Annotated in this window: 25 protein-coding genes and 1 other RNA gene; 24 read left to right on the plus strand and 2 right to left on the minus strand. The window is 38.4% G+C overall.

Annotation, left to right across the window (positions count from 1 at the left end; all coding sequences use genetic code 11):
• Positions 1-85: 85 nt before the first annotated feature.
• A complete protein-coding gene (locus tag ACY9Z2_RS18435) occupies positions 86-619 on the minus strand; it encodes a cysteine hydrolase family protein (RefSeq protein WP_463611142.1) in 534 nt (177 codons plus the stop codon).
• Between the two features lie 75 nt (positions 620-694).
• On the opposite strand from ACY9Z2_RS18435, the gene tadA reads away from it, so the two are divergent.
• From tadA to rsmI, 19 genes are all read left to right on the plus strand, one after another.
• Positions 695-1159 (plus strand): tRNA adenosine(34) deaminase TadA, encoded by a 465-nt coding sequence (gene tadA, locus ACY9Z2_RS18440; RefSeq protein ID WP_463611143.1) that lies wholly within the window; start codon positions 695-697, stop codon positions 1157-1159.
• Between the two features lie 78 nt (positions 1160-1237).
• An RNA gene (gene ffs / locus ACY9Z2_RS18445) (signal recognition particle sRNA large type) lies at positions 1238-1503 on the plus strand.
• A gap of 133 nt (positions 1504-1636) precedes the next feature.
• Positions 1637-3334 carry a DNA polymerase III subunit gamma/tau gene (gene dnaX / locus ACY9Z2_RS18450; protein ID WP_463611144.1) on the plus strand — a complete coding sequence of 566 codons (1698 nt, stop codon included), beginning with the start codon at positions 1637-1639 and terminating at the stop codon, positions 3332-3334.
• Between the two features lie 22 nt (positions 3335-3356).
• Positions 3357-3668: a YbaB/EbfC family nucleoid-associated protein gene (locus ACY9Z2_RS18455; protein ID WP_463611145.1), complete on the plus strand. Its 312-nt coding sequence runs from the start codon at positions 3357-3359 to the stop codon at positions 3666-3668.
• An 11-nt stretch (positions 3669-3679) separates the two neighbouring features.
• Positions 3680-4276, plus strand: coding sequence for a recombination mediator RecR (recR, locus tag ACY9Z2_RS18460; protein ID WP_463611146.1), 597 nt, complete (start codon positions 3680-3682; stop codon positions 4274-4276).
• 15 nt (positions 4277-4291) lie between these two features.
• A complete protein-coding gene (locus tag ACY9Z2_RS18465) occupies positions 4292-4507 on the plus strand; it encodes a YaaL family protein (protein WP_463611147.1) in 216 nt (71 codons plus the stop codon).
• A gap of 556 nt (positions 4508-5063) precedes the next feature.
• Positions 5064-5330: a pro-sigmaK processing inhibitor BofA family protein gene (locus ACY9Z2_RS18470; RefSeq protein ID WP_463611148.1), complete on the plus strand. Its 267-nt coding sequence runs from the start codon at positions 5064-5066 to the stop codon at positions 5328-5330.
• A gap of 115 nt (positions 5331-5445) precedes the next feature.
• Positions 5446-5637 carry a sigma factor G inhibitor Gin gene (locus tag ACY9Z2_RS18475; protein WP_463611149.1) on the plus strand — a complete coding sequence of 64 codons (192 nt, stop codon included), beginning with the start codon at positions 5446-5448 and terminating at the stop codon, positions 5635-5637.
• Positions 5638-6269: 632 nt separating this feature from the next.
• On the plus strand, positions 6270-7244 hold the full coding sequence (locus ACY9Z2_RS18480) for a cation diffusion facilitator family transporter (protein ID WP_463611150.1): 975 nt from the start codon (positions 6270-6272) through the stop codon (positions 7242-7244).
• Positions 7245-7274: 30 nt separating this feature from the next.
• The gene (locus ACY9Z2_RS18485) at positions 7275-8717 is read left to right on the plus strand and encodes an aminotransferase class I/II-fold pyridoxal phosphate-dependent enzyme (protein ID WP_463611151.1); all 1443 of its coding nucleotides are present in this window, start codon (positions 7275-7277) and stop codon (positions 8715-8717) included.
• Positions 8714-9346, plus strand: a complete 633-nt coding sequence (gene tmk / locus ACY9Z2_RS18490; protein ID WP_463611152.1) for a dTMP kinase — start codon at positions 8714-8716, stop codon at positions 9344-9346. Before ACY9Z2_RS18485 ends, tmk begins: the two co-directional genes overlap by 4 nt.
• 19 nt (positions 9347-9365) lie before the next feature.
• Entirely contained in the window at positions 9366-9695 is a 330-nt protein-coding gene (gene darA / locus ACY9Z2_RS18495; RefSeq protein WP_463611153.1) for a cyclic di-AMP receptor DarA, read from the plus strand.
• Between the two features lie 513 nt (positions 9696-10208).
• Positions 10209-10649 (plus strand): YaaR family protein, encoded by a 441-nt coding sequence (locus tag ACY9Z2_RS18500; RefSeq protein WP_463611154.1) that lies wholly within the window; start codon positions 10209-10211, stop codon positions 10647-10649.
• Positions 10650-10678: 29 nt separating this feature from the next.
• A complete protein-coding gene (holB, locus tag ACY9Z2_RS18505; protein ID WP_463611155.1) occupies positions 10679-11665 on the plus strand; it encodes a DNA polymerase III subunit delta' in 987 nt (328 codons plus the stop codon).
• A 6-nt stretch (positions 11666-11671) separates the two neighbouring features.
• Entirely contained in the window at positions 11672-12499 is an 828-nt protein-coding gene (locus ACY9Z2_RS18510) for a PSP1 domain-containing protein (protein ID WP_463611156.1), read from the plus strand.
• Between the two features lie 16 nt (positions 12500-12515).
• On the plus strand, positions 12516-12860 hold the full coding sequence (gene yabA, locus ACY9Z2_RS18515) for a DNA replication initiation control protein YabA (RefSeq protein ID WP_463611157.1): 345 nt from the start codon (positions 12516-12518) through the stop codon (positions 12858-12860).
• A gap of 349 nt (positions 12861-13209) precedes the next feature.
• Positions 13210-13956 carry a tRNA1(Val) (adenine(37)-N6)-methyltransferase gene (locus ACY9Z2_RS18520; protein ID WP_463611158.1) on the plus strand — a complete coding sequence of 249 codons (747 nt, stop codon included), beginning with the start codon at positions 13210-13212 and terminating at the stop codon, positions 13954-13956.
• Positions 13943-14233 carry a GIY-YIG nuclease family protein gene (locus ACY9Z2_RS18525; RefSeq protein ID WP_463611159.1) on the plus strand — a complete coding sequence of 97 codons (291 nt, stop codon included), beginning with the start codon at positions 13943-13945 and terminating at the stop codon, positions 14231-14233. The genes ACY9Z2_RS18520 and ACY9Z2_RS18525 overlap by 14 nt, the downstream gene beginning before the upstream one ends.
• A complete protein-coding gene (gene rsmI / locus ACY9Z2_RS18530; protein ID WP_463611160.1) occupies positions 14211-15086 on the plus strand; it encodes a 16S rRNA (cytidine(1402)-2'-O)-methyltransferase in 876 nt (291 codons plus the stop codon). The genes ACY9Z2_RS18525 and rsmI overlap by 23 nt, the downstream gene beginning before the upstream one ends.
• A 145-nt stretch (positions 15087-15231) precedes the next feature.
• Here the strand turns inward: rsmI and abrB are convergent, their stop codons facing one another.
• Complete coding sequence (gene abrB, locus ACY9Z2_RS18535; RefSeq protein ID WP_463611161.1) at positions 15232-15510, minus strand: transition state genes transcriptional regulator AbrB; 279 nt, start codon at positions 15508-15510, stop codon at positions 15232-15234.
• Positions 15511-15787: 277 nt separating this feature from the next.
• On the opposite strand from abrB, the gene metG reads away from it, so the two are divergent.
• The 5 genes from metG (at position 15788) to rsmA (ending at position 21811) form a co-directional block, all read left to right on the plus strand.
• Positions 15788-17737: a methionine--tRNA ligase gene (metG, locus tag ACY9Z2_RS18540; protein WP_463611162.1), complete on the plus strand. Its 1950-nt coding sequence runs from the start codon at positions 15788-15790 to the stop codon at positions 17735-17737.
• 281 nt (positions 17738-18018) lie between these two features.
• The gene (locus ACY9Z2_RS18545; RefSeq protein ID WP_463611163.1) at positions 18019-18786 is read left to right on the plus strand and encodes a TatD family hydrolase; all 768 of its coding nucleotides are present in this window, start codon (positions 18019-18021) and stop codon (positions 18784-18786) included.
• 239 nt (positions 18787-19025) lie between these two features.
• Positions 19026-20246, plus strand: coding sequence for a resuscitation-promoting factor (locus ACY9Z2_RS18550; protein WP_463611164.1), 1221 nt, complete (start codon positions 19026-19028; stop codon positions 20244-20246).
• A 127-nt stretch (positions 20247-20373) separates the two neighbouring features.
• Complete coding sequence (gene rnmV / locus ACY9Z2_RS18555) at positions 20374-20940, plus strand: ribonuclease M5 (RefSeq protein ID WP_463611165.1); 567 nt, start codon at positions 20374-20376, stop codon at positions 20938-20940.
• Complete coding sequence (gene rsmA / locus ACY9Z2_RS18560; protein ID WP_463611166.1) at positions 20927-21811, plus strand: 16S rRNA (adenine(1518)-N(6)/adenine(1519)-N(6))-dimethyltransferase RsmA; 885 nt, start codon at positions 20927-20929, stop codon at positions 21809-21811. Before rnmV ends, rsmA begins: the two co-directional genes overlap by 14 nt.
• Positions 21812-22074 lie beyond the last annotated feature (263 nt).

Below are 22074 nucleotides of genomic sequence, written 5' to 3' on the forward strand. Positions count from 1 at the left end.
GGCGTTGAAGTGTTCATTGCTTATGACGACAGCTTCTAGGAGCCGCAGCTAGACAGAGAAAAGCGGAAGCGACTGTTCAGCGGACTTAAATAGGATCTGTATTTGCATTCATAACCGAGCGCATTAAATATAATGCGTATTCATTGCCTTGTTTTTCATTTGAAGCCGTACAGTTTTCTGGTATCTCGAGAGCATATTCGTACATATAGGCATCCTTTGCTGTAAACAGGATACATATGTCACCGGCAATACCTGCTAAAATAAGTCTATTTATACCGAGTTCATGCAATAACGATTGTAAAGGTGTTTGAAAAAAAGCGGAATGCTTTGGTTTTATTAAAAAATAATCCTTTGAATCAGGTCTCATTGCTTTCATAATGTCTTGATTTTGATCATTCTCACAAAAATTAATGAGCGCTTCAAAATCTGCGTTCCATGTATCGTAATGGTCGTTAACATAAATGGTGGGAAGATCATTATCCTTAGCAAATTTCTTCAACCGCTGAAGGTGTGGTAAAATTTCTTCCGTATGTTCCAGTAGTTTTTCTCCACGATCGAAATTAAAATCATTTATAATATCAATGAAAACTACGGCTGTATGTTGTAGGTTTGATTCCATACATATTCTCCTTTTTTTATTTCTATATTAATCTTTTCCTAAACAAAATTTTTAAAACCAGGTGGTGTTCGAATCATGGATGAGCTATTTATGAAAGAAGCAATAAATCAAGCCAATTTAGCTAAAGAAAAAAATGAAGTGCCCATTGGTGCAGTAATTGTTTTTCAAAATGAAGTAATCGCGAGAGGATACAATATCCGTGAAACGGAACAAACCACTTTATCGCATGCTGAATTAATTGCAATTCAGGAGGCGAATGAAAAAATTGGCAGTTGGCGATTAGAAGATTGTACCCTGTATGTGACGCTAGAGCCATGTCCGATGTGTGCGGGAGCGATTGTTCAGTCAAGAATCAAACGTGTCGTATTTGGAGCATTCGATCCAAAAGCAGGGTGTGCTGGATCGTTGATGAATTTGTTGGAAAACCCTCGTTTTAATCACCAGGTAGAGCTTGAAGGTGGTGTGCTAGAGGAAGAGTGTAGTCGGTTATTGACCAATTTTTTTAAAGAATTACGAATGAGGAAACGCAATTTAAGGTAGTTTTTTATCGAGTTTCCATATGTTTCTCTTGGGTGTACAGGTTGCATTTTCCCATAAAAAACCGTATAATGGACTTTGCCGTGCTAAGTGGGGAGGTAGCGGTGCCCTGTACTCGCAATCCGCTATAGCGAGACCGAATTCCTATCTGAGGTGTGACAGCTTTATGGTCTGCCGTAAGGGATTGGTGTTGACGTTTAGGTCCTGCGCAACAGAAACTCATGAATCCTGTCAGGTCCGGAAGGAAGCAGCAGTAAGTGATCATTTCTGTGTGCCGCGGGGAAGCCTAGGCCGAGCCATGAACTTACGTAACGCATAGGGCTGTCATATCGATGGTAGGTGCACGGTATACATAAACGGTAAGTAAAGTCTTTGTCAGAGCAACTGGCAAAGACTTTTTATATTTGTTATCACTATGGTTCACATTCACCCCCAAATTCGGGTATAATTAGATTGAAATAACAAAGGGGTACAGCCATTATGAGCTATCAAGCATTATATCGCGTATGGCGTCCGAAGAATTTTACGGATGTTGTGGGACAATCACATATCACACGTACATTGCAAAATGCGATTGAACAGGAAAAGTTTTCGCATGCTTATCTTTTTTCTGGACCACGTGGTACCGGAAAAACGAGTGCTGCAAAAATTTTTGCAAAAACAATTAACTGTGAGAAAGCACCTGTTCGTGAGCCTTGTAATGAGTGTGCGGCTTGTCGTGGAATTCAAGACGGCTCCATTTCCGATATAATTGAAATGGATGCGGCATCACATACTAGCGTTGAGGATATTCGCGAAATTCGAGACAAAGTAAAATATGCATCAAGTGTTGTTCCCTACAAAGTGTACATTATTGATGAGGTTCACATGATATCTGTTAGTGCGTTTAATGCATTGTTAAAAACGCTGGAAGAGCCACCAAAGCACGTAGTATTTATTTTAGCAACGACAGAGCCACATAAAATTCCACTTACGATTATTTCACGTTGCCAGCGTTTTGACTTTAAACCAATTTCTAGTCAAGCAATCGTCGAACGTATGAATACGATTATGGATCAGGAAGAAATCTCTGTATCGCCTGATGCACTTGAAACGGTAGCATTGGCTGCTGAGGGTGGTATGCGTGATGCGTTAAGTATTCTTGATCAGGCAATATCGTATAGTGGTGAAAGTGTAACATTACAGGACGTCCTTGCTGTAACAGGTGGAGTTTCGCAGCAAGTACTTACAGATATTGTTGAAAAAATGTACAAACAAGAGGTTCAAGCTGCATTACAATTGTTAGACGAAATAATTCAAAATGGAAAAGATCCAGGTAGGTTTGTTTTCGATCTTATTTACTTCCTGCGTGACTTACTGCTGTATCAAAGCGCGCCATCGTTAGAAGGAATCTTAGAACGGGCGATGATCGATGATCGTTTTAAAGCGTTGTCAGAGCTTGTTACAGTTGATTGGATTCAACAAGCAATTATGCAGTTGAATCAATGTCAGCAGGAAATTAAATGGAGTAACAGTCCAAAAGTTTTCATCGAAATTGCTATATTGAGTTTGGCAACAAACGGTCAAACAGCGGTTGAAGGTGCAACAGTAGCTAACTCCTCGGTGAATGATGAGGCGGTTCAAAAGCTGACGAGTAAAGTGGAGATGCTTGAAAAAGAATTGCAGAAGGTTATTAATCAAGCCGCAGCAACTGCACAAGCGCCTGTAAAAGAGACTAGACGGGTACAACCAAGAGGATCAAGGAATGGTTACAAGACACCATATGAAAAGATCCGTCACGTATTGCAGGAAGCTGAAAAGGCATCGTTAAAGCATGTTCACTCACAGTGGGCATCATTCTTAAATGCACTAAAGATGACAAATGCACCCGCTCATGCGACTATACAAGATAGTAAGCCTGCTGCAGCATCAGATAAAGCACTAGTTGTTGCGTTTAAATATGAGATCCATTGCTCATTATTCCTAGATAATCGGGAGACCGTCGAATCCGTTCTAACCAAGTCAATTGGTAAGGAACTAACCATTATCCCTATTCCGGAGAGTAATTGGCAAGAGTTACGAAATGAATATATTAACAAACAAGATAACACAACCAATCAGCAAGAAGAAACGGCTGATCCATTAATTGAGGAAGCGCGTAAATTGGTTGGCGATGGTCTGTTAGAAATAAAAGATTAAAACAATATAGGAGGATGTACACATGAAAGGTAACATGGGAAACATGATGAAACAAATGCAGAAAATGCAAAAGAAAATGATGAAAGCACAGGATGAGCTACATGAAATGACGTTTGAAGCAACTGCTGGCGGTGGAATGGTAACTGTAGCAGCAAACGGTAAAAAAGAAATTATAGACGTTCAAATTAAAGAAGAAGTTGTAGATCCTGATGATGTAGATATGCTTCAAGATTTAATTCTTGCTGCAACAAACGACGTATTAAAGCAAATTGAAGATAAAACAAATGAAACGATGGGACAATTCACAAAAGGTATGCCTGGAGGAATGTTCTAGGAGGCACATGAATGTATTATCCAGAACCGATTTCTAAACTGATTGACAGCTTCACAAAATTGCCAGGGATTGGACCCAAAACAGCAGTCCGGCTGGCATTTTTTGTTTTGAATATGAAGGACGATGATGTACTTAATTTTGCGAATGCATTAGTGAATGCAAAGCGTGAGCTAACACATTGTTCGATTTGCGGACATATAACCGACCAGGACCCATGCTCGATTTGTTCGGATGAATCACGCGATCAATCGATCATTTGTGTGGTACAGGATCCAAAAGATGTTATTGCAATGGAAAAAATGAAAGAATTCAGGGGTAAATATCATGTGCTCCACGGTGCTATTTCACCAATGGACGGTATAGGACCTGAAGATATCAATGTACCTGATTTAATTAATCGTCTAAAAGATGAAGACGTAGACGAACTAATTCTTGCTACAAACCCAAACATCGAAGGGGAAGCAACTGCGATGTATATTTCACGTCTGGTTCGACCATCAGGCATTCGTACGACGCGAATTGCTCATGGATTGCCTGTAGGCGGTGACCTGGAATATGCAGATGAAGTAACGCTATCAAAAGCGTTAGAGGGACGAAGAGAATTGTAGAAATTAGGTGAAAGCATGGGGAGAAAAATAAAGAAAAAGCATGTGGATGAAGAATTGCTTGATACCATATTTATTTTAGAAAGAGACTGGAAAACAATCGAATCGATTGTGGCACAAAGCATTGAGCCAACAACCAATGCTATTTACCGGGAAAAATTTGCACAAGCAAAATATTTATTTTTGTTACGTGAAGCAAGGCATCGAAAAATAAGTGCTATTCGATACGATTAATATGCGATCTTTGCGTGGTTACGGACACCAGAGCCGCTATTTGTGTGAAAATGGGGTAATTGTTGATGCTCGCGGACATTAGGTTCGTTAATTTGTTAAAAAGCAATCATTCCGGTGCCTTTTTACGTAAATAGCGCACCTGGTGTCCGTTTCGTGCTTAAAAATAGGTAAATTAATGGAAATAGCAGCTTCTGTGTCCGCATACTGCAACGTGATTCAATGTCGTCTTCACTTTTCTTTGTCTAGCTACGTGGGCTAGCGACTCGAGACGTAAGCAATAGACACTTCGAGCACAAGTTCAGTGCTCTGCGGTCTCTTACTTACGCTTGTCGTCGCTGGGCAAGCCCACTCCACTTTTCTTGATCCAGCTGTGGCTCCTAGCGCCTAGCAAATAGTTAGTCAGGATGAACGTGCGGAAGGTTCCCCGAACTTTTCACCTGCCTATCTATTTGTACGTCGCTAAACAGTCGCCTCCACTTTTCTATCCATTTCTTGTTCTTTTTCCTTGTTTTTTTTCATATGTAGTAGAAAGGGACAAGGGAAGGAGTAGATGTGCTTGAGTTCAACAATCATTATTTCTGTAATCGTATGTTTAATTGTACTCGTATTATTCATTGGCGCTCCGCTTAAACCAATGCGTTTTGTCGGACAAGGTATAGTTAAATTGGCAATAGGTGTGTTATTTTTATTTTTCTTAAATGTTTTTGGTGGCGCAATTGGCCTTCACATACCTATTAATCTGTTTACAACAGCTATTGCTGGTTTTCTTGGGTTATTTGGATTAGCCTCGCTGACAGCAATTCATATTTTTCTAATTGTGTAGTACAGACACATTTCTGTTTTTCCCTCATATACATAAGAAAGAAAGTTTCATTGATTAAAAATCTATGTATATATTTCGTTAGATTAGGAGATACTAAACTAACGGAGGTGGGAAAATGAAATCAACTGTAGCAATGGAATGCTGTGGCATTTGTGAAGAGCAAAAAGAAAGAGGAATTCATTTATACACACTATTTATATGCTGTGAATGCGAGCAGAACATTATTCATACCGAACCGAGAGAAGAGAAATATAACTATTACCTACAAAAATTAAAAAATATGAATCAACCAAGGTTATATTCATAGAAATCTTAAGCTTTTGCACTGTGCAAAGGCTTTTTTTGTTTCAAAATTTTTTAATTCAATGAGTAGAAAACGAACAAATGACACAACATAATGATACATATGTTGAAAGGTTATTTTCTAAAGCTTAATTTTTTTAACAAAAAATATACGTAAACTGTGAACTATTTTGAGCATTATAATCGCTCCAGAAATACACTATGTTTTCCCGAAGGCTTGCGCTGGACCTCCTCACTTCTAGGACGCCGTTTGATATCGGACTGAGGATTCCTTATTTGCCTTTTTTAGCGTTATTTTGAGGATTATCGGACACACGATTCCTTATTCGACTTAAAAACACAATTTTTAACTGTTTTTACCTAAATAAGGAATCCTGAGTCCGATGACGATCGCATTTACCCGTATTTTACTTAAATAAGGAATCGTGTGTCCGCTAGCTGCCTTCCCGCGTGCATGTAATCATTCCAGTACGCTCAAAAATGTTACTTCCTAGTCTTGCCCGCATCGAAAATTAACGTTGTTATTACCATAAGCATGAACATTCACTAGTTCGCAGTTTCCTTCAACTATGAAAATTGAATGGCAGTAAAATTTACGAAAAAGCATCTGATAAAGATTAGTGAAAGGAGTTCATTATGAAAGAACTATTTGGACTTTTAAAAAAGGGAAGTCGTTCAGCTTTATGGGCTAGTATTATGAACACAATTATTGCTATTATAAAAGGAATTACATATTTTATTACAGGCAATGTGGCGATGTTTGCGGAAATGATGCACAGTATTGGTGATGCAGCGAACCAGTTTTTCGTATTTACCGGATCTGCTCTCAGTAAAAAAGCGCCGACTGAACGTTTCCCGGGAGGTTTCGCCCGTTTAGTTAATTTGGTGTTACTCGGTGCAGTTATCATTGTTGGTGTGTTGGCCTATGAAACGGTAAAAGAAGGTATTCATCATATTATGGAACCGCCTGAAGGTAACGAGTGGTTTTGGTTAAACATTTCGGTCTTAGGGGTTGCAGCGATTTTAGAAGCTGTTGTTTTGTATAAAGCGATGAAGGAAATTACAGACGATTTGTTTGATGAAAAAATGACAGGGTTTAAAGTAGTAACAGAGAGTTTTAAAAACATGGGGAAAGCTAAACCTGCTACGAAGCTTGTGTTTTTGGAAGATTTGGTTGCGATGCTTGGCGCAATTATCGCTATTATAGGTATCGTAATTGCCACCTATACGCCATTTCATTCAGCGGAAGGATACGCTTCAGTAATCATCGGCCTCATGTTATTCTATGTTGTCGGTCGAATTTTTCTTGATAATGCTGCTGGTGCCTTGGGAGTAGCTGATCAGGAGATGGAAGATAAGATAGGTGAACTTGTCTATTCAGAACCACATGTAAAGGATATTCGTACCCTAATGGTTGTGAAGGAAGGGGACGAGCTACACGTCGAACTAAAGCTTGAATTTGACGCAAATATGACCGTATCAGAAGCGGATAAAATTCGCGATGGAATAGAGAAGAAAATCTTAAAGGAAAAAGGTGTAACGGAAGTAATTATTGAAACCGATGTAGCCGATCAGGAACAAAGCTGGAAAGGTTCGAAAAAAGAGCAGTAGGAATTTTTATAAATAAAAAGGGGTATAGAAGTGAAACGAAATCATAAAGAAACACCACTTTATACAAAATTAAATGAATTTGCTAGCAATGATCCGATTTCGTTTCATGTGCCCGGTCATAAAAATGGTACTATTTTTTCTGAACATGCAAAGAAAAAGTTTCAGTCTATATTATCAATTGATGCAACTGAATTAACCGGTCTCGATGATTTACATGCTCCAGAAGCTGTAATTGCTGAGGCGGAAGATCTTGCTGCTAATTATTTTGGTGCTGAACGCACTTTTTTTCTAGTTGGTGGTAGTACTGCTGGTAACTTGGCAATGATTCTCTCTGTTTGTTCAATTGGTGAGAAAATGATTGTTCAGCGTAACTGTCATAAGTCTGTGATGAATGGCCTAGAGTTGGCGGGCGCACGACCTATATTTGTCGCGCCAGAGTATGACGAAACGGTACATCGATATACGAATCCGTGTATCCAATCTATGAAACAAGCAATTGATGAAAATCCTGATGCCAGGGGGATTGTTTTAACCTACCCAGACTATTTTGGACGAGCATTTGACATAAAAACAATCATTGATTATGCGCATCATCGTGGTATTCCTGTATTAATTGACGAGGCACATGGTGTTCATTTTTCACTCGGGAAGCCTTTTCCGGAATCTGCATTGGAGTTGGGTGGGGATGCAGTTGTTCAATCTGCGCACAAAATGGCTCCAAGTATGACGATGAGCTCTTATTTGCATGTGAAGTCTTCTATTGTATCGGAGCGGAACGTCAGTCGTTTTTTACAAATGCTTCAGTCAAGTAGTCCATCCTATCCATTGATGGCCTCACTAGATTTGGCACGATCGTTTTTAGCAACAAAAGATAATGAAACGATTGCTAGGATTATAGAAAGTGTCCACCAGGTACGATCCATTCTCGCAGAAAGCAGTTTGTGGGATGTTCTACCGAATTCCTCTTTAGATGATCCATTAAAGATTACGTTACAAGTTAGACAAGGTTTATCAGGATTTAAGGTTTCAAAAGCTTTTGAAAAACAGAACATGTATCCTGAACTTGCATCACATAACCAAGTACTACTTATTCATGGACTCGGAATTTTTACGGAAATAAATCACTTACGGGTTTCCATAAAAAGAGTCGAAGAACAATTAAAAATAGTGGACAAGCATGCTACAATAGAGATAGGAAATTTATTTTCTCAACCGATAGGAAAGCTAGCGATGGATTACATCGAAATGAAGAATCAGCCAAGTGAAAAAGTACCGTTAGAATCGTCTGAAGGCACTATTGCTGCTGAATCTATTATCCCTTACCCGCCAGGAATTCCATTAATTTTGCGGGGGGAGCGAATAACGAAAAATCACATAGCTATTGCTAGGCAATTGATGCATCAAGGTGCTCGAATACAAATGACTGATATAAATAAAGGTATTTTTATATTTAAAGGAGAAGAATTATCGTGAGTGGATTTTTTATTACGCTAGAAGGTGGAGAAGGCGCTGGTAAGACATCCATTCTTCAGCCCATTGAACAAGCATTAACAGAAAAAGGGTATAACGTAGTAGTGACGCGTGAACCAGGTGGAATAGAAATTGCGGAGAAAATCAGACATATTATTTTGGATCCAGACCATACAGCAATGGACCCCCGTACAGAAGCATTGTTATATGCAGCTGCGAGACGGCAGCATCTGATGGAAATAGTCATTCCTGCATTAGAACAAGGAAAAATTGTACTGTGTGACCGATTTGTCGATAGCAGTCTAGCTTATCAGGGATATGCTAGAGGACTTGGGATTGAAGAAGTATTCACGATTAATCAATTTGCTATCCAAAATTGTATGCCTGATCTAACATTATTTTTTGATATTGAACCAAAAAAGGGATTAGAGCGCATTACCGCGAATAAAGATAGAGAAAGAAATCGTTTAGATTTAGAAAAAATTCACTTCCATGAAAAAGTATACGAAGCTTACCAGTTACTCGTAAAGAAATTTCCAAAACGCATCCAAGTCATTGATGCGGAATCATCGATAGAAGAGGTAAAAACACAGGTTTTAGAAAAGATTGATCGTTTTATATCAAAGCTTTAAACCAAAGGAGGGTTTTGCGATGAAGTTAATTATTGCAGTTGTTCAAGACAAGGACTCCAATCGATTAGTAGATGCCTTAGGTGATGAAAATTTCAAAACAACTAAGCTTGCGACAACAGGTGGCTTTCTAAAGGAAGGAAATACAACGTTAATGATTGGCTGTCAGGACGATTATTTGGATGAAGCATTAGGGATTATTCGCGATAACTGCTCACAACGTGAACAGATGGTTGCACCAATTTCACCAATGGGTGGAAATGCAGATTCCTATATTCCAAAGCCAGTACAAGTCGAAGTTGGTGGCGCAACCGTATTCGTCCTACCAATCGAATCATTCTTTCAGTTTTAGGTAGATAGAAAAGCGGAGGCGACTGGTCAGAAGCGGACGCATAAGCAAGGGACCGAAAACGCCGGGTTTTTGGCGTTGAAGTGTTCATTGCTTATGACGGCAGCTTCTAGGAGCCGCAGCTGGACAGAGAAAAGCGGAGGCGACTGGTCAGAAGCGGACGCATAAGCAAGGGACCGAAAACGCCGGGTTTTTGGCGTTGAAGTGTTCATTGCTTATGACGGCAGCTTCTAGGAGCCACAGCTGGACAAAGAAAAGCGGAGGCGACTGGTCAGTTTCCAGAAAAGGAACAGGTAACCGGACACAGGATCCGTTATTTTTACAAATCATACGCTTTTCAGTATGTTAACGGACACCAGGTTCGCTATTTAGCCTGAAACATAGGTAAATAACGCTTTTTTGAGTAAATAGCGGATCCTCTGTCCGCTTACAGGTGAAAATCATGGTTATTTCACCAAATAGCGGATTCTGCGTCCGTTATAATCCAATAGATATAAATTTAAGGGGCTAATCGTTATGAAAATTAGTCAAGATCTTCGTTCACAATTGGATACTTCGACCAAGCAAGCGCGATCGAATCTTGAAGGTAAACAATCATTTGATGGTCTTGTGCAAACACAAGCTCACAAGCTAAAAGCTCAAGAGTTACATCAATTGATGAAAAATATTACCGTTCAAGGGGAGAAGCTTGCACGATTTCGTTCGTTTCGTGATTTAGTAAAATTTAAGCGAATGGTAAAAGGTTTTCTACAAGAAACAGTTTACAATGGGCTAGATTTAAAGCAATCACACAGTTTTGGGCTAGAAAGTCGCAGTCAAAAGCTAACGATCGTCAAAGAAATTGATGAAAAATTGGTCGAGCTCACAGAAGACTTGATGAATCAGGAAAAGAAAACGGTTGATTTACTTGGACTAATCGGGGAAATTAAGGGATTATTAATTAACCTTTATACGTAAAGTGTTTGATATAGATAAGGATGGAAATCATGAAGACATGGTCTGAAGTTGCTGAAGTACAGCCTTTGGCGAGTAAAATTTTAATCAATAGTATACAGAAAGACCGTATTTCGCATGCATACTTAATTCATGGTCAGCGTGGGACAGGGAAGGAAGCAATTGCCCGTTTACTTGCTAAGGTTTTGTTCTGTGTGAACAAAAATGATGAAGATCCTTGCGGTAATTGCCTCGAATGCAAACGCATTGACTCTGGCAACCATCCTGATGTTCATTGGATTGAGCCAGATGGACTTTCGATAAAGAAGGAACAAATCGAAGAATTACAAAAAGAGTTTACATATAGCGGGCTGGAATCGGCTCGAAAAGTATATGTGATTAAACACGCTGATACGTTAACAACAAATGCAGCGAATCGAATTTTAAAATTTTTGGAAGAACCTAATTTGGAAACGACGGCTATCATGCTGACAGAGAATAGCCAGTCCATTTTATCAACAATCAGATCGCGTTGTCAGGTATTAGATTTACAACCGCTTAACCCTGTGCAGTTTCAAAAAAAATTGCTAGATTCTGGTGTCGCCGAAGTGAATATTCCTTTGTTTACTGCATTAACGAATAATCTGGATGAAGCAATTGCCTTAAATGGGGATGAGTGGTTTGCGCAGGCTAGAAAATTAGTGGTACAATTGGTAGAAATGTTTATCGTAAAACCTGAAGAAGTATACTTATATATTCATAGTCAATGGCTCGTCCATTTTAAAGAGCGAGAACAGCAAGAACAAGGGTTGGATTTACTGTTATTAGCCTTTAAGGATATTCTTTACTATCATATAGATTATGAAACGTACGTTTTATACAGTAAACAGGATGAAGCAATGGAGCATGCAGCATTGTTTTTTTCAAAGGAGAATTTATTATCTATCCTAGAGAACATTCTTCAGGCAAAACGCAAATTGAAGCAGAATGTACATCCAACATTAGTGATGGAACAGCTTACACTTCAGATAAAGAGGTGATCTAGATTGATTAAAGTTATTGGTGTCCGCTTTAAAAAAGCGGGTAAAATATATTATTTTGATCCCGGAGACCATGATGTAACGTTAGATGGTTATGTCATCGTAGAGACGGTCCGAGGTATCGAATTTGGTAAGGTAGTAATTGCTAGTAAATATGTCGATGAAGAGGATGTTGTTTTACCTCTCAAGAAGGTTATTCGTTTAGCAGACGAAAAGGATAAAATGACTGTTGTGGAAAACCAACAACAATCTGAAACGGCATTCCAAACGTGTACAGAAAAAATTATTGAGCATAACCTTGATATGAATCTAGTAGAGGTAGAATACACGTTTGACCGAAATAAAATTATTTTTTATTTCACTGCAGATGGACGAGTTGATTTTCGTAATCTGGTAAAAGACTTGGCTTCATTATTTAAAACAAGAATTGAACTTCGACAAATTGGAGTTCGTGATGAAGCGAAAATGTTAGGTGGAATTGGTCCGTGTGGGCGCATGCTTTGTTGTTCGACATTCCTTGGTGACTTTGAGCCAGTATCTATTAAAATGGCAAAGGATCAAAATCTATCGCTTAACCCAGCAAAAATATCTGGATTATGTGGCCGTTTAATGTGTTGTTTGAAATATGAGAATGATGATTACGAAACAGCAAAACGCGAGCTACCAGATATAGGGGAAAAGATTACAACACCGTTCGGTAAAGGAAAAGTAGTTGGGATGAACATCTTAGAGCGCCTTGTCCAAATTGAAATCCCTGAAAAAGAACGTGTAATCGAATATACGTTAGATGAACTAATTGATGAAGGAATAATTAAAGCGCAAGCCACAGAATAGTGGGGTGTATGATGGCGTGAACAAGCGAGAAGTGTTTGAACAAGTATCCGATATGGAAAAACGTATAGGTGAACTTTACGAGCAGCTAGGTGATTTGAAGGATCACTTAGGACATCTGCTTGAAGAAAACCATCGACTTTCAATGGAAAATCATCATCTTCGGAACCGTTTGGATGGAAATGAATCAAACGAAGAAAAAGCAGATGATACGAAAGCAGAGAGTGAAATACCCGGAGAAGGGTATGATAACTTAGCAAGACTTTACGAAGAAGGTTTTCATATATGTAACGTTCATTTTGGAAGCCCTAGGCAAGATGAAGATTGCCTGTTTTGCTTGTTATTTTTAAATAAGAATAAATAACGTAATGAAAAAGCTGTCCACTAAAAAGGGGCAGCTTTTCTTACACGGAGCAGTTTTGGTAAATGACCAATGTTTCCGGTTAAACGACGTATAAGCGTGTTTACATAATGCTGTAAATGCCGATGAAAGTCTTTTTTTCGCCGATAGAATGGTGGAGTTCGCCGTAGTTTTGATGAATATCGCCGATGATCTTCTAAAAATCGCCGATAGGATTCCGACGGGAGAAATGTCATCGCACGAAATACAAAATGGTGCACAAAAATGTCAATCTGGCGCGGTGTGCTTTTTTATACCGGCTTCTTATGGTTGCCTGTGCAATTTTCTACATAATATTGAAAGGATTAACAAAATGGTAAAGCTATTAGATGATGAGCGACTTGATTATTTGTTTAACGAAGATAGTATGCAAATAATCCAAAGTCCAACCGTATTTTCTTTTTCACTTGATGCTGTATTACTTGGTTACTTTACGTATGTGCCAATAAAAAGAGGGACCATATTAGATTTGTGTAGTGGTAATGGTGTTATTCCGTTGTTGTTGTCAAGGAGGTCGCACGCACATATAACTGGGGTTGAAATTCAAGAGAGACTTTACGATATGGCGACTCGTAGCATAGCAATGAATAACTTACATGAACAGATTACAATGATTCATGGAGATTTGACGGAAATGCACGCGAAATTAGGACATAGTACATTTGATGTTGTTACGTGTAATCCGCCGTATTTTAAAACACCAGCAACTACGGAGCATAATAAAAATGACTATTTAACGATTGCGCGACATGAAGTGTATTGTTCGTTAGAGGATGTAGTGAAGGCTTGCAAGCTTCATGTTCGGCCAGGCGGTAAGGTAGCAATGGTTCACCGACCTGGAAGACTCGTAGACATTGTATCCTTGTTTCGGAAATATAAATTGGAACCGAAGCGGATGCAGCTCGTGTACCCTAAAAAAGGGCGGGATGCAAATATGCTTTTAATTGAAGGAATTCGGGATGGTAAAGCAGACCTGACTATTTTACCACCATTATATATTTATAACGAAGATAATTTGTATACAGCAGAAGCTGAGGAAATTATATATGGAAGAACATAAGCATGTTGTATATATGTTGAAATGTAAGGATACAACACTATATACAGGATATACAAATAATTTAAAACGTCGCTTAGCTATGCATGAAAATGGAAAAGGGGCAAAATATACACGCGGCCGTGGCCCTTTTCAAGTCAAATATGTCGAACTTTTTTCTACAAAAGAAGAAGCTATGCAACGAGAATACGCAATTAAACAGCTTTCTAGAGAGGCAAAAGAACAGCTAATTTTAAATGTGGAGGGAGGGAAACAAGATGAAAACACAGAAAAGCTTTGAGACAAGTGAAAAAGGAACTGTATATATTGTTCCGACTCCAATTGGCAATTTAGAGGATATTACGTTCCGTGCGCTGAAGGTGTTAGAAAAGGTTTCCGTAATTGCAGCCGAAGATACCCGCAATACAAAAAAGCTATTGAATCACTTTGAGATTCCTACTCCACTGATTAGCTATCATGAACACAATAAAAAGGGTCGAGGTGAACAACTTTTAGAAAGACTAGAAAATGGTGAATCGATTGCGTTTGTAAGTGATGCAGGAATGCCTGCGATTTCTGATCCAGGATATGATATTGCTCAGGCAGCAATTACAGCGGATATTTCTGTTGTAGTTTTACCAGGTGCAAATGCAGCTTTATGTGCATTAATTGGATCTGGATTACCAACAAACGAATTTTTATTTTACGGTTTTTTACCAAGAAAAAAGAAAGACAGGCAGAAAGAGCTAGAAAGATTAAAGCCGTTACAATCTACCCTATTATTTTATGAATCACCGTATCGATTAAAAGAGACCGTGGGTGCTATCTATGATCAGCTTGGAGATCGCCAATTATCACTCGCGAGAGAATTAACGAAACGATTTGAAGAGTATATTCGTGGCTCGGTAGTTGAAGTTATGGAATGGATTGAACAAACCGAGCTAAAGGGTGAATTTTGTATAGTGGTGGAAGGAAGCAATAATGAAGCATTGCAAACAGATACTGCATGGTGGGATCATCTATCAATCGTAGAGCATATCGAACATTATATGGAAGAAGAGCGTATTTCTAGTAAGGATGCTATTAAGAAAGTATCTGTGGAACGAGGACTACCGAAGCGGGAAGTTTATCAAAGTTACCATATTGAACAATAATTAAAAGCGCTAAACTAGAACGCATTCGTTGCACGTATGCAGGAAGAAAGAATTTATACTTACTTACCTGCCAAAAAAGGAACGGACGATCATTTCGATGGCGTCCGTTCCTTTTGGCACATGGTGGTTATCAAGTTAGTTAATGTTAAACGTTGAATTTTGTTTGTATTTCTTTTACTAAAGTCTTTGCACCCTCAGTACTTAGCACTAATTTGCCATTAGCTAATGGTACATTGTCATCTGAGGTTTCGCCAGTAATCTGGCAAGTCATGCTTGGCTTATACTTTTTAAGTACAATCATGTTGTTATCAACATAGATTTCAAGGGGATCTCTTTCGTGAATATCTAGTGTTCGTCTAAGCTCAATCGGTAGTACTACTCGGCCAAGCTCGTCAACCTTACGGACAATTCCAGTAGACTTCATTTCTCATTCTCCCTTCTCAAGGCAAAAGATTTTTCGTCAAGATTCGACATGTTTCTAGCAATATAGTACCAACGTTTTCCATAAGTGTCAATCATTCTTTATCAAAAATAAAAATAAATGAGAAAATTTTGTTTTTGACCATAATAATTACTGTTTTTAAACCTATTTGAGATTACAATGATTCGATAATGGAAATTCTATGATAAAATCGCTACAATAGATATAGTTTAGCTTAATGAATCGTGATAGTGATGGAAGGAAAGAGGAGGTATTTTCCATGGCAAATGAAAACAAGACATTTTATATTACCACACCGATTTATTACCCGAGCGGTAAATTACATATTGGTCACGCATACTCGACAGTTGCTGGTGACGCAATCGCGCGGTATAAAAGGATGCGCGGATATGATGTGATGTATTTAACTGGAACGGATGAACATGGTCAGAAAATTCAACGTAAAGCTGAGGAAAAAGGAGTTTCGCCACAGGCTTATGTTGATGAGATTGTCGAAGGAATTCAAGACTTATGGAAAAAGTTAAAAGTAACAAACGATGATTTTATCCGTACCACTGAAGATCGACATAAAGAAATTGTCGAAAAGATTTTTAACCAATTGCTTGAAAAAGGTGACATCTATTTAGATCAGTATGAGGGATGGTACTGTACATCGTGTGAATCATTTTTTACCGAGCGTCAGTTAGATGACGGAAGATGTCCTGACTGTGGTAAAGAAGTAGAAAAAGTACGTGAGGAATCGTACTTCTTTAAAATGAGTAACTATGTTGATCGATTAGTAAAATATTACGATGAACACCCAGAATTTATCCAACCGGAAAGTCGTAAAAATGAAATGTTAAATAACTTTATCAAACCTGGACTGGAAGATTTAGCCGTATCACGAACATCCTTTGACTGGGGTGTAAAGGTATCTGGTGATCCAAAACATGTTATTTACGTTTGGATTGATGCATTAAGTAACTATATTACAGCGCTAGGCTATGGAACGGATCATGATGAGAAGTTCCAAAAGTATTGGCCAGCGGATGTTCACCTAATGAGTAAGGAAATTGTTCGCTTCCATACCATTTATTGGCCAATCATGTTAATGGCACTAGATTTACCTCTGCCGAAAAAGGTTTTTGCTCATGGTTGGATTTTGATGAAAGATGGAAAAATGTCGAAATCAAAAGGTAATGTTGTGGATCCGATCCAACTGATTGATCGATATGGTTTAGATGCATTACGTTACTACCTATTGCGTGAAGTTCCGTTTGGTTCGGATGGTGTATTTACACCAGAAGGTTTTGTACAACGCACGAACTATGACCTTGCGAATGACTTAGGTAATTTGTTAAATCGTACCGTAGCGATGATTGATAAATATTTTGATGGGGAAATTCCGGCTTATAAAAAATCGGAAACCGAATTCGATGAGAATCTAGAGAAGTTTGTTAAAGATACAATCAGTGAAGTGGAAGAAGCGCTTGAGAATATGCAGTTTTCAGTAGCTTTATCTGAATTGTGGAAGCTTGTTAGTAGAACCAATAAATATATTGACGAAACAGAGCCGTGGATCTTGGCAAAAGATGATGCACAAAAAGAGCGTCTCGGTAACGTAATGGCCCATCTTGTTGATTCGCTTCGTGTAATAGCAGTAATGCTAAAGCCATTTCTAACGGAAGCACCACATGAAATTTTCCGTCAAATTGGGGTAGCTGATAAGGACCTGATGGAATGGGATAGCATTTATGAGCTTGGTCAAATCAAAGAAGGAACGCGTGTAACGAAGGGTGAACCAATTTTCCCTCGTTTAGACGTTGAACAAGAGGTCCAAACGATTAAAGAAATGATGCAGCCACCAGCGTCACAGGAAGCTGAGGTTGAAGCAGAAGCGAAAGATATTATTGCTTATGATGATTTTATGAAGCTTGACATGCGAGTAGCGGAAGTACTAAAAGCAGAGAAAATGAAAAAAGCAGATAAGCTATTAAAGCTTCAGTTGGATTTGGGAAATGAAAAACGACAGGTTATCTCAGGAATAGCAGAACATTACAATCCAGAAGTTCTTGTTGGAAAGAAAGTAATCTGTGTAACTAATTTGAAGCCAGTAAAATTACGTGGAGAAATGTCAGAAGGTATGATCCTATCTGGAGAAGATGCAAATGGAAAGCTAGCACTGGCATCAGTGGAACAAGACCTTCCAAATGGATCAATTGTAAAATAATTAGGTAAGGTCTGACTTCTGATTATTCGGGGCCAGATCTTTCTTTTATTCAGTAAAAGAATAGTTGATAGTGTAAATTGAAATTATGCCAAATCTATACCAAATCGCGTGACATCGCTACCGAATCGCGCAATAATCAGCGAAAATCGAGCGTCACTTAATATAATTCGCGCATTCACCAGTCTGTCGCGCGATTCTACGTTATAATGGCGCGAAAATAATGACTTGATGCGCGATTATTGTTGTGTATAGAGTTGGCTTTTTTACGAAGGAGTGATTCCATGTTATTTGATACACATGTTCATTTAAATGCAAGACAATTTGAAGAAGATCGAGAAGAAGTGATTCAGCGTGCATTCGACGCTGGTGTCAAGCAGATGATTGTTGTTGGATTTGACCGTGAAACGATTCCACTAGCAATAGAAATCGCAGAGCAATACGAAACGATTTATGCAGCTGTCGGGTGGCATCCGGTTGATGCAATTGATATGACTGACGATGATTTGCAATGGATTGAAGAGCTAGCATCCCATCCAAAAGTAGTTGCTATTGGCGAGATGGGCCTTGATTATCATTGGGACAAATCACCGAAAGATGTTCAAAAAGAAGTGTTTCGAAAGCAAATTAAACTTGCTAAAAAGGTGAATATGCCAATCATTATTCATAACCGGGAAGCAACAGGAGATATTATTACGATTTTACAAGAAGAAAATGCAAAGGAAGTTGGCGGAATCATGCATTGTTACAATGATACGGTTGATCATATACAAGCATGTTTAGATATGAATTTTTATATTTCATTAGGTGGTCCAGTAACGTTTAAGAATGCCACAGATCCGAAAGAAGTGGCAGTTGCAGTTCCAGCAGATCGCCTACTTATTGAAACCGACGCACCATTCCTTGCTCCTCATCCGAATCGCGGGAAACGAAATGAACCAAGTTACGTTACATTAGTTGCTGAAAAAATCGCCGAATTACGACAGATTTCCTTACAAGAACTAGGCAACATAACAACTGAAAATGCTCGTAGATTTTTTCAAATTCGTTAATTAATGTAATAAAATAAGCGATTATTTCCTTTTTTTAGGAGACAGCGCCACGTGCCTGTCTCTTTTTTGCTTTTTTGTTGATCCCTTGCCATGACTGGGTTTATTGGCCTAGTTTTACATGAAAAATTACAGGGTTATTATTTGTAACCTAACTGTAAAGAAACCGTAACCCTATATACTTTGACTTCACATATATCTGTTTATATAATCAAAGTCGATTGTTAAAGGAGGCAAGAAGCATGAAAATTATTTCAAAGCTATTGCCGGCGTCGAAACAGAAGCTGGTTATTTCTAGTATTGGTGTTTTAGCACTTGTTATTTTTTCCACATTTATTGTAATGGAAGCTACGAAAGCTGAAGTTGTTGTAATGAACGATGGTAAAAAAGAAACAGTGACAACAAATGCAAATACAGTAGATGAACTGCTCCAAGAAGTAGGAATTATAGTTGGTCAACATGATTCAATTTCACATACAGGCGATACAGAAATTAAAGATGGCATGAAAATTACATACAAAGATGCAACAGAAGTAATAGTGAAAATCAACAGACAAGAAAAAGAATACTATACATTTGCTGAAACAATTGAAGCGTTTTTAGAAGAAAATAATTTGACATTATCTAATCATGATAAGTTATCACATAAACCAGGTGACAAGATCGTTGAAGGACTTCAACTCACAATCGACAAAGCATTTCAAGTTGCCCTTAATGACGGTGGCAAGAAACAAAAGGTCTGGACTACAGGTGGAACGGTAAAGCAATTATTAAAAGCTAATAATATATCATTAAATGATCCAGACAAATTAAATCTCAAACTTGGTGACAAGGTTACTGCAAATACTTCCATTATGATTACACGCGTAAAAAAGGAAGAGATAAAAGTAACGGAAGAAGTTGCTTTTGACACAGAGCGCCGTGAGGATAGCTCGCTTGCTAAAGGTGATGAACGTGTCATTGCTGAAGGTCAGAATGGAACTGTTGTAAAGACGTATGAAGTTACGTATGAAAACGGAAAAAAGGTTGGAAAAAAATTAATTCACGAAGAAGTAACGGAAGAAAGTGAAGCTCGTGTTGTAACAGTTGGAACACAGGTTCAACAAACAGACCTAGTTACGTTAGCTAGTACCGAGTCAAATGAATCAGAAGCTGAAAACAATGAACCAAGCGGAAATGTTTTATACATGTCAGCTAGTGCATATACTGCAAACTGTTCAGGTTGCTCTGGATACACTGCAACAGGAATTAACTTAAACGCTAATCCTAATGCAAATGTAATTGCTGTAGATCCAAATGTTATCCCACTAGGAACTCGCGTATATATTGAAGGATACGGTGAGTATGTTGCCGCTGATACAGGTGGACATATCCATGGAAATCGTATTGATATTCATTTTCCAACGAGAAGTAAAGCGTTACAGTTTGGTCGCAGACAGGTCAAGGTAACCATTTTAAACTAATACATGAATTACATGCTCTTACCATGATAGAATGGTAAGAGCATTATTTATTTATCCCACATGAACGGTTAGTAACCCCACTGAATGAGTTTCACTTTATGTTAGGAAATGGAATGAGGAATTAAACATGAAAATAAAAGAAATAATCGTTGTTGAAGGACGTGACGATACCACAAAAGTTCGCCTGGCTGTGGATGCAGATACCATCGAAACAAATGGGTCTGCGATAAATCAAGCTACCTTGGAGCAAATTAAACATGCACAGGAAAAGCGCGGAGTCATTATTTTTACTGATCCTGATTATCCAGGGGAGCGGATCCGCACGATTATTAACGAACAGGTACCAGGGTGTAAGCATGCCTTTTTAACTCGTGATGAGGCACGTGCTAAGAATGATAATGGAATCGGGATTGAACATGCATCTGTGCAAGCGATTCAACGAGCATTGAAAGATGTTTATGAGTTAGCGAATTTCAATGAAAGCGAAGTTAGCAAAGAATCCTTAGTGAATTACGGTTTAATTGGTGGTCCAAGAGCAAGCTATAGAAGAAAAAAATTAAGTGCGTTGCTGCAAATTGGTCACACGAATGGAAAGCAGTTATTAAAAAGATTAACGATGTTCCAAATAACATATCCCCAGTTTGAACAAGCAATTCAGCAAGTGATTCAGGAGGAAAATGATGAGCAAGAATAAATATATAGCCACACCAACTCGAACAAAAGAAATATTAGCAAAGTATAAATTCTTCTTCAAAAAAAGCTTGGGACAGAATTTTATCGTCGACCCAAACATAATGGAGAACATGGTTCGCTTAGCTGGAGTAGATAAAGAGTCTGGCGTTATTGAAATCGGACCGGGGATTGGTGCATTGACGGAACAGTTGAGTCTTCATGCACAACAGGTGGTAGCCTATGAAATCGATCAGCGATTACTACCAATTTTAAACGATACTTTGAATCAGTACGATAATATCCAATTTATCCACCAGGATATTTTATTAGCAGATGTCAATGAGACTATTGAAACTAATTTTCGTGAGGGTCAACCTGTATTCATCGTAGCAAATCTGCCGTATTACATTACCACACCAATCTTAACAAAGTTACTACAGGAAAAATTGCCCGTAGAAAGTATTACGGTTATGATTCAAAAAGAGGTCGCTGAGCGAATGGCAGCGAAACCGAGTACGAAAAGCTATGGATCACTGTCTATTGCTATTCAATATTACACAACTGCTGAAGTGGTAATGCAGGTACCAAAGCGTGTGTTTATGCCACAACCAAATGTTGACTCTGCAGTACTTAAACTTACACTGCGAGATGAACCACCTGTTTACGTTGAAAATGAGGATTATTTTTTTGAATTGGTGCAAGCGTGTTTCAGTCAACGAAGAAAAACGTTGCGAAATAATTTAACCAATTATTTTAAAGGCAAATACGATAAAGAAACCATCTCAAATATGTTGGACAAAATAGAAATTGACGGAACGAGACGTGGAGAAGCCTTATCCATGGAGGAATTTGCTAAGCTAGCGAATACATTCTATCAAGAACAAAAGCTATGATCTTCTAAGGATCATAGCTTTTTTGAATGTATAAATTTGTTTTATCAACAAGGTAACATAAAGTAAAGATCAGACAGATTTGCAGTCGAAGAGAAATTGCGAACTAATGAAAATTTATGCTTATGTCACAGCAACGTTGATTTCCACTGCGGGTAAGGCTAGTGAGAAAACATTTTCGAGCGAACTGGAAAGATTGCATGCAGGGTGCCAGCTAGCGGACACACGATCCCTTATTTGTGAAAAATAAGGGTAAATGCGGTTGT

The sequence above is a fragment of the Virgibacillus sp. GM2-2 genome (assembly GCF_055329585.1).

Excerpts from the sequence above, each read along its gene's own strand:
- rnmV (WP_463611165.1), top strand. The coding sequence starts at position 20,374 with ATGAAAATAAAAGAAATAATCGTTGTTGAAGGACGTGACGATACCACA.
- rsmI (WP_463611160.1), top strand. The coding sequence starts at position 14,211 with ATGAAAACACAGAAAAGCTTTGAGACAAGTGAAAAAGGAACTGTATAT.
- ACY9Z2_RS18525 (WP_463611159.1), top strand. The coding sequence starts at position 13,943 with ATGGAAGAACATAAGCATGTTGTATATATGTTGAAATGTAAGGATACA.
- ACY9Z2_RS18465 (WP_463611147.1), top strand. The coding sequence starts at position 4,292 with ATGGGGAGAAAAATAAAGAAAAAGCATGTGGATGAAGAATTGCTTGAT.
- recR (WP_463611146.1), top strand. The coding sequence starts at position 3,680 with ATGTATTATCCAGAACCGATTTCTAAACTGATTGACAGCTTCACAAAA.
- ACY9Z2_RS18480 (WP_463611150.1), top strand. The coding sequence starts at position 6,270 with ATGAAAGAACTATTTGGACTTTTAAAAAAGGGAAGTCGTTCAGCTTTA.
- abrB (WP_463611161.1), bottom strand. The coding sequence starts at position 15,510 with ATGAAGTCTACTGGAATTGTCCGTAAGGTTGACGAGCTTGGCCGAGTA.
- dnaX (WP_463611144.1), top strand. The coding sequence starts at position 1,637 with ATGAGCTATCAAGCATTATATCGCGTATGGCGTCCGAAGAATTTTACG.
- ACY9Z2_RS18475 (WP_463611149.1), top strand. The coding sequence starts at position 5,446 with ATGAAATCAACTGTAGCAATGGAATGCTGTGGCATTTGTGAAGAGCAA.
- holB (WP_463611155.1), top strand. The coding sequence starts at position 10,679 with ATGAAGACATGGTCTGAAGTTGCTGAAGTACAGCCTTTGGCGAGTAAA.
- ACY9Z2_RS18545 (WP_463611163.1), top strand. The coding sequence starts at position 18,019 with ATGTTATTTGATACACATGTTCATTTAAATGCAAGACAATTTGAAGAA.
- ACY9Z2_RS18520 (WP_463611158.1), top strand. The coding sequence starts at position 13,210 with ATGGTAAAGCTATTAGATGATGAGCGACTTGATTATTTGTTTAACGAA.
- ACY9Z2_RS18500 (WP_463611154.1), top strand. The coding sequence starts at position 10,209 with ATGAAAATTAGTCAAGATCTTCGTTCACAATTGGATACTTCGACCAAG.
- metG (WP_463611162.1), top strand. The coding sequence starts at position 15,788 with ATGGCAAATGAAAACAAGACATTTTATATTACCACACCGATTTATTAC.
- ACY9Z2_RS18550 (WP_463611164.1), top strand. The coding sequence starts at position 19,026 with ATGAAAATTATTTCAAAGCTATTGCCGGCGTCGAAACAGAAGCTGGTT.
- ACY9Z2_RS18455 (WP_463611145.1), top strand. The coding sequence starts at position 3,357 with ATGAAAGGTAACATGGGAAACATGATGAAACAAATGCAGAAAATGCAA.
- tadA (WP_463611143.1), top strand. The coding sequence starts at position 695 with ATGGATGAGCTATTTATGAAAGAAGCAATAAATCAAGCCAATTTAGCT.
- rsmA (WP_463611166.1), top strand. The coding sequence starts at position 20,927 with ATGAGCAAGAATAAATATATAGCCACACCAACTCGAACAAAAGAAATA.
- ACY9Z2_RS18435 (WP_463611142.1), bottom strand. The coding sequence starts at position 619 with ATGGAATCAAACCTACAACATACAGCCGTAGTTTTCATTGATATTATA.
- darA (WP_463611153.1), top strand. The coding sequence starts at position 9,366 with ATGAAGTTAATTATTGCAGTTGTTCAAGACAAGGACTCCAATCGATTA.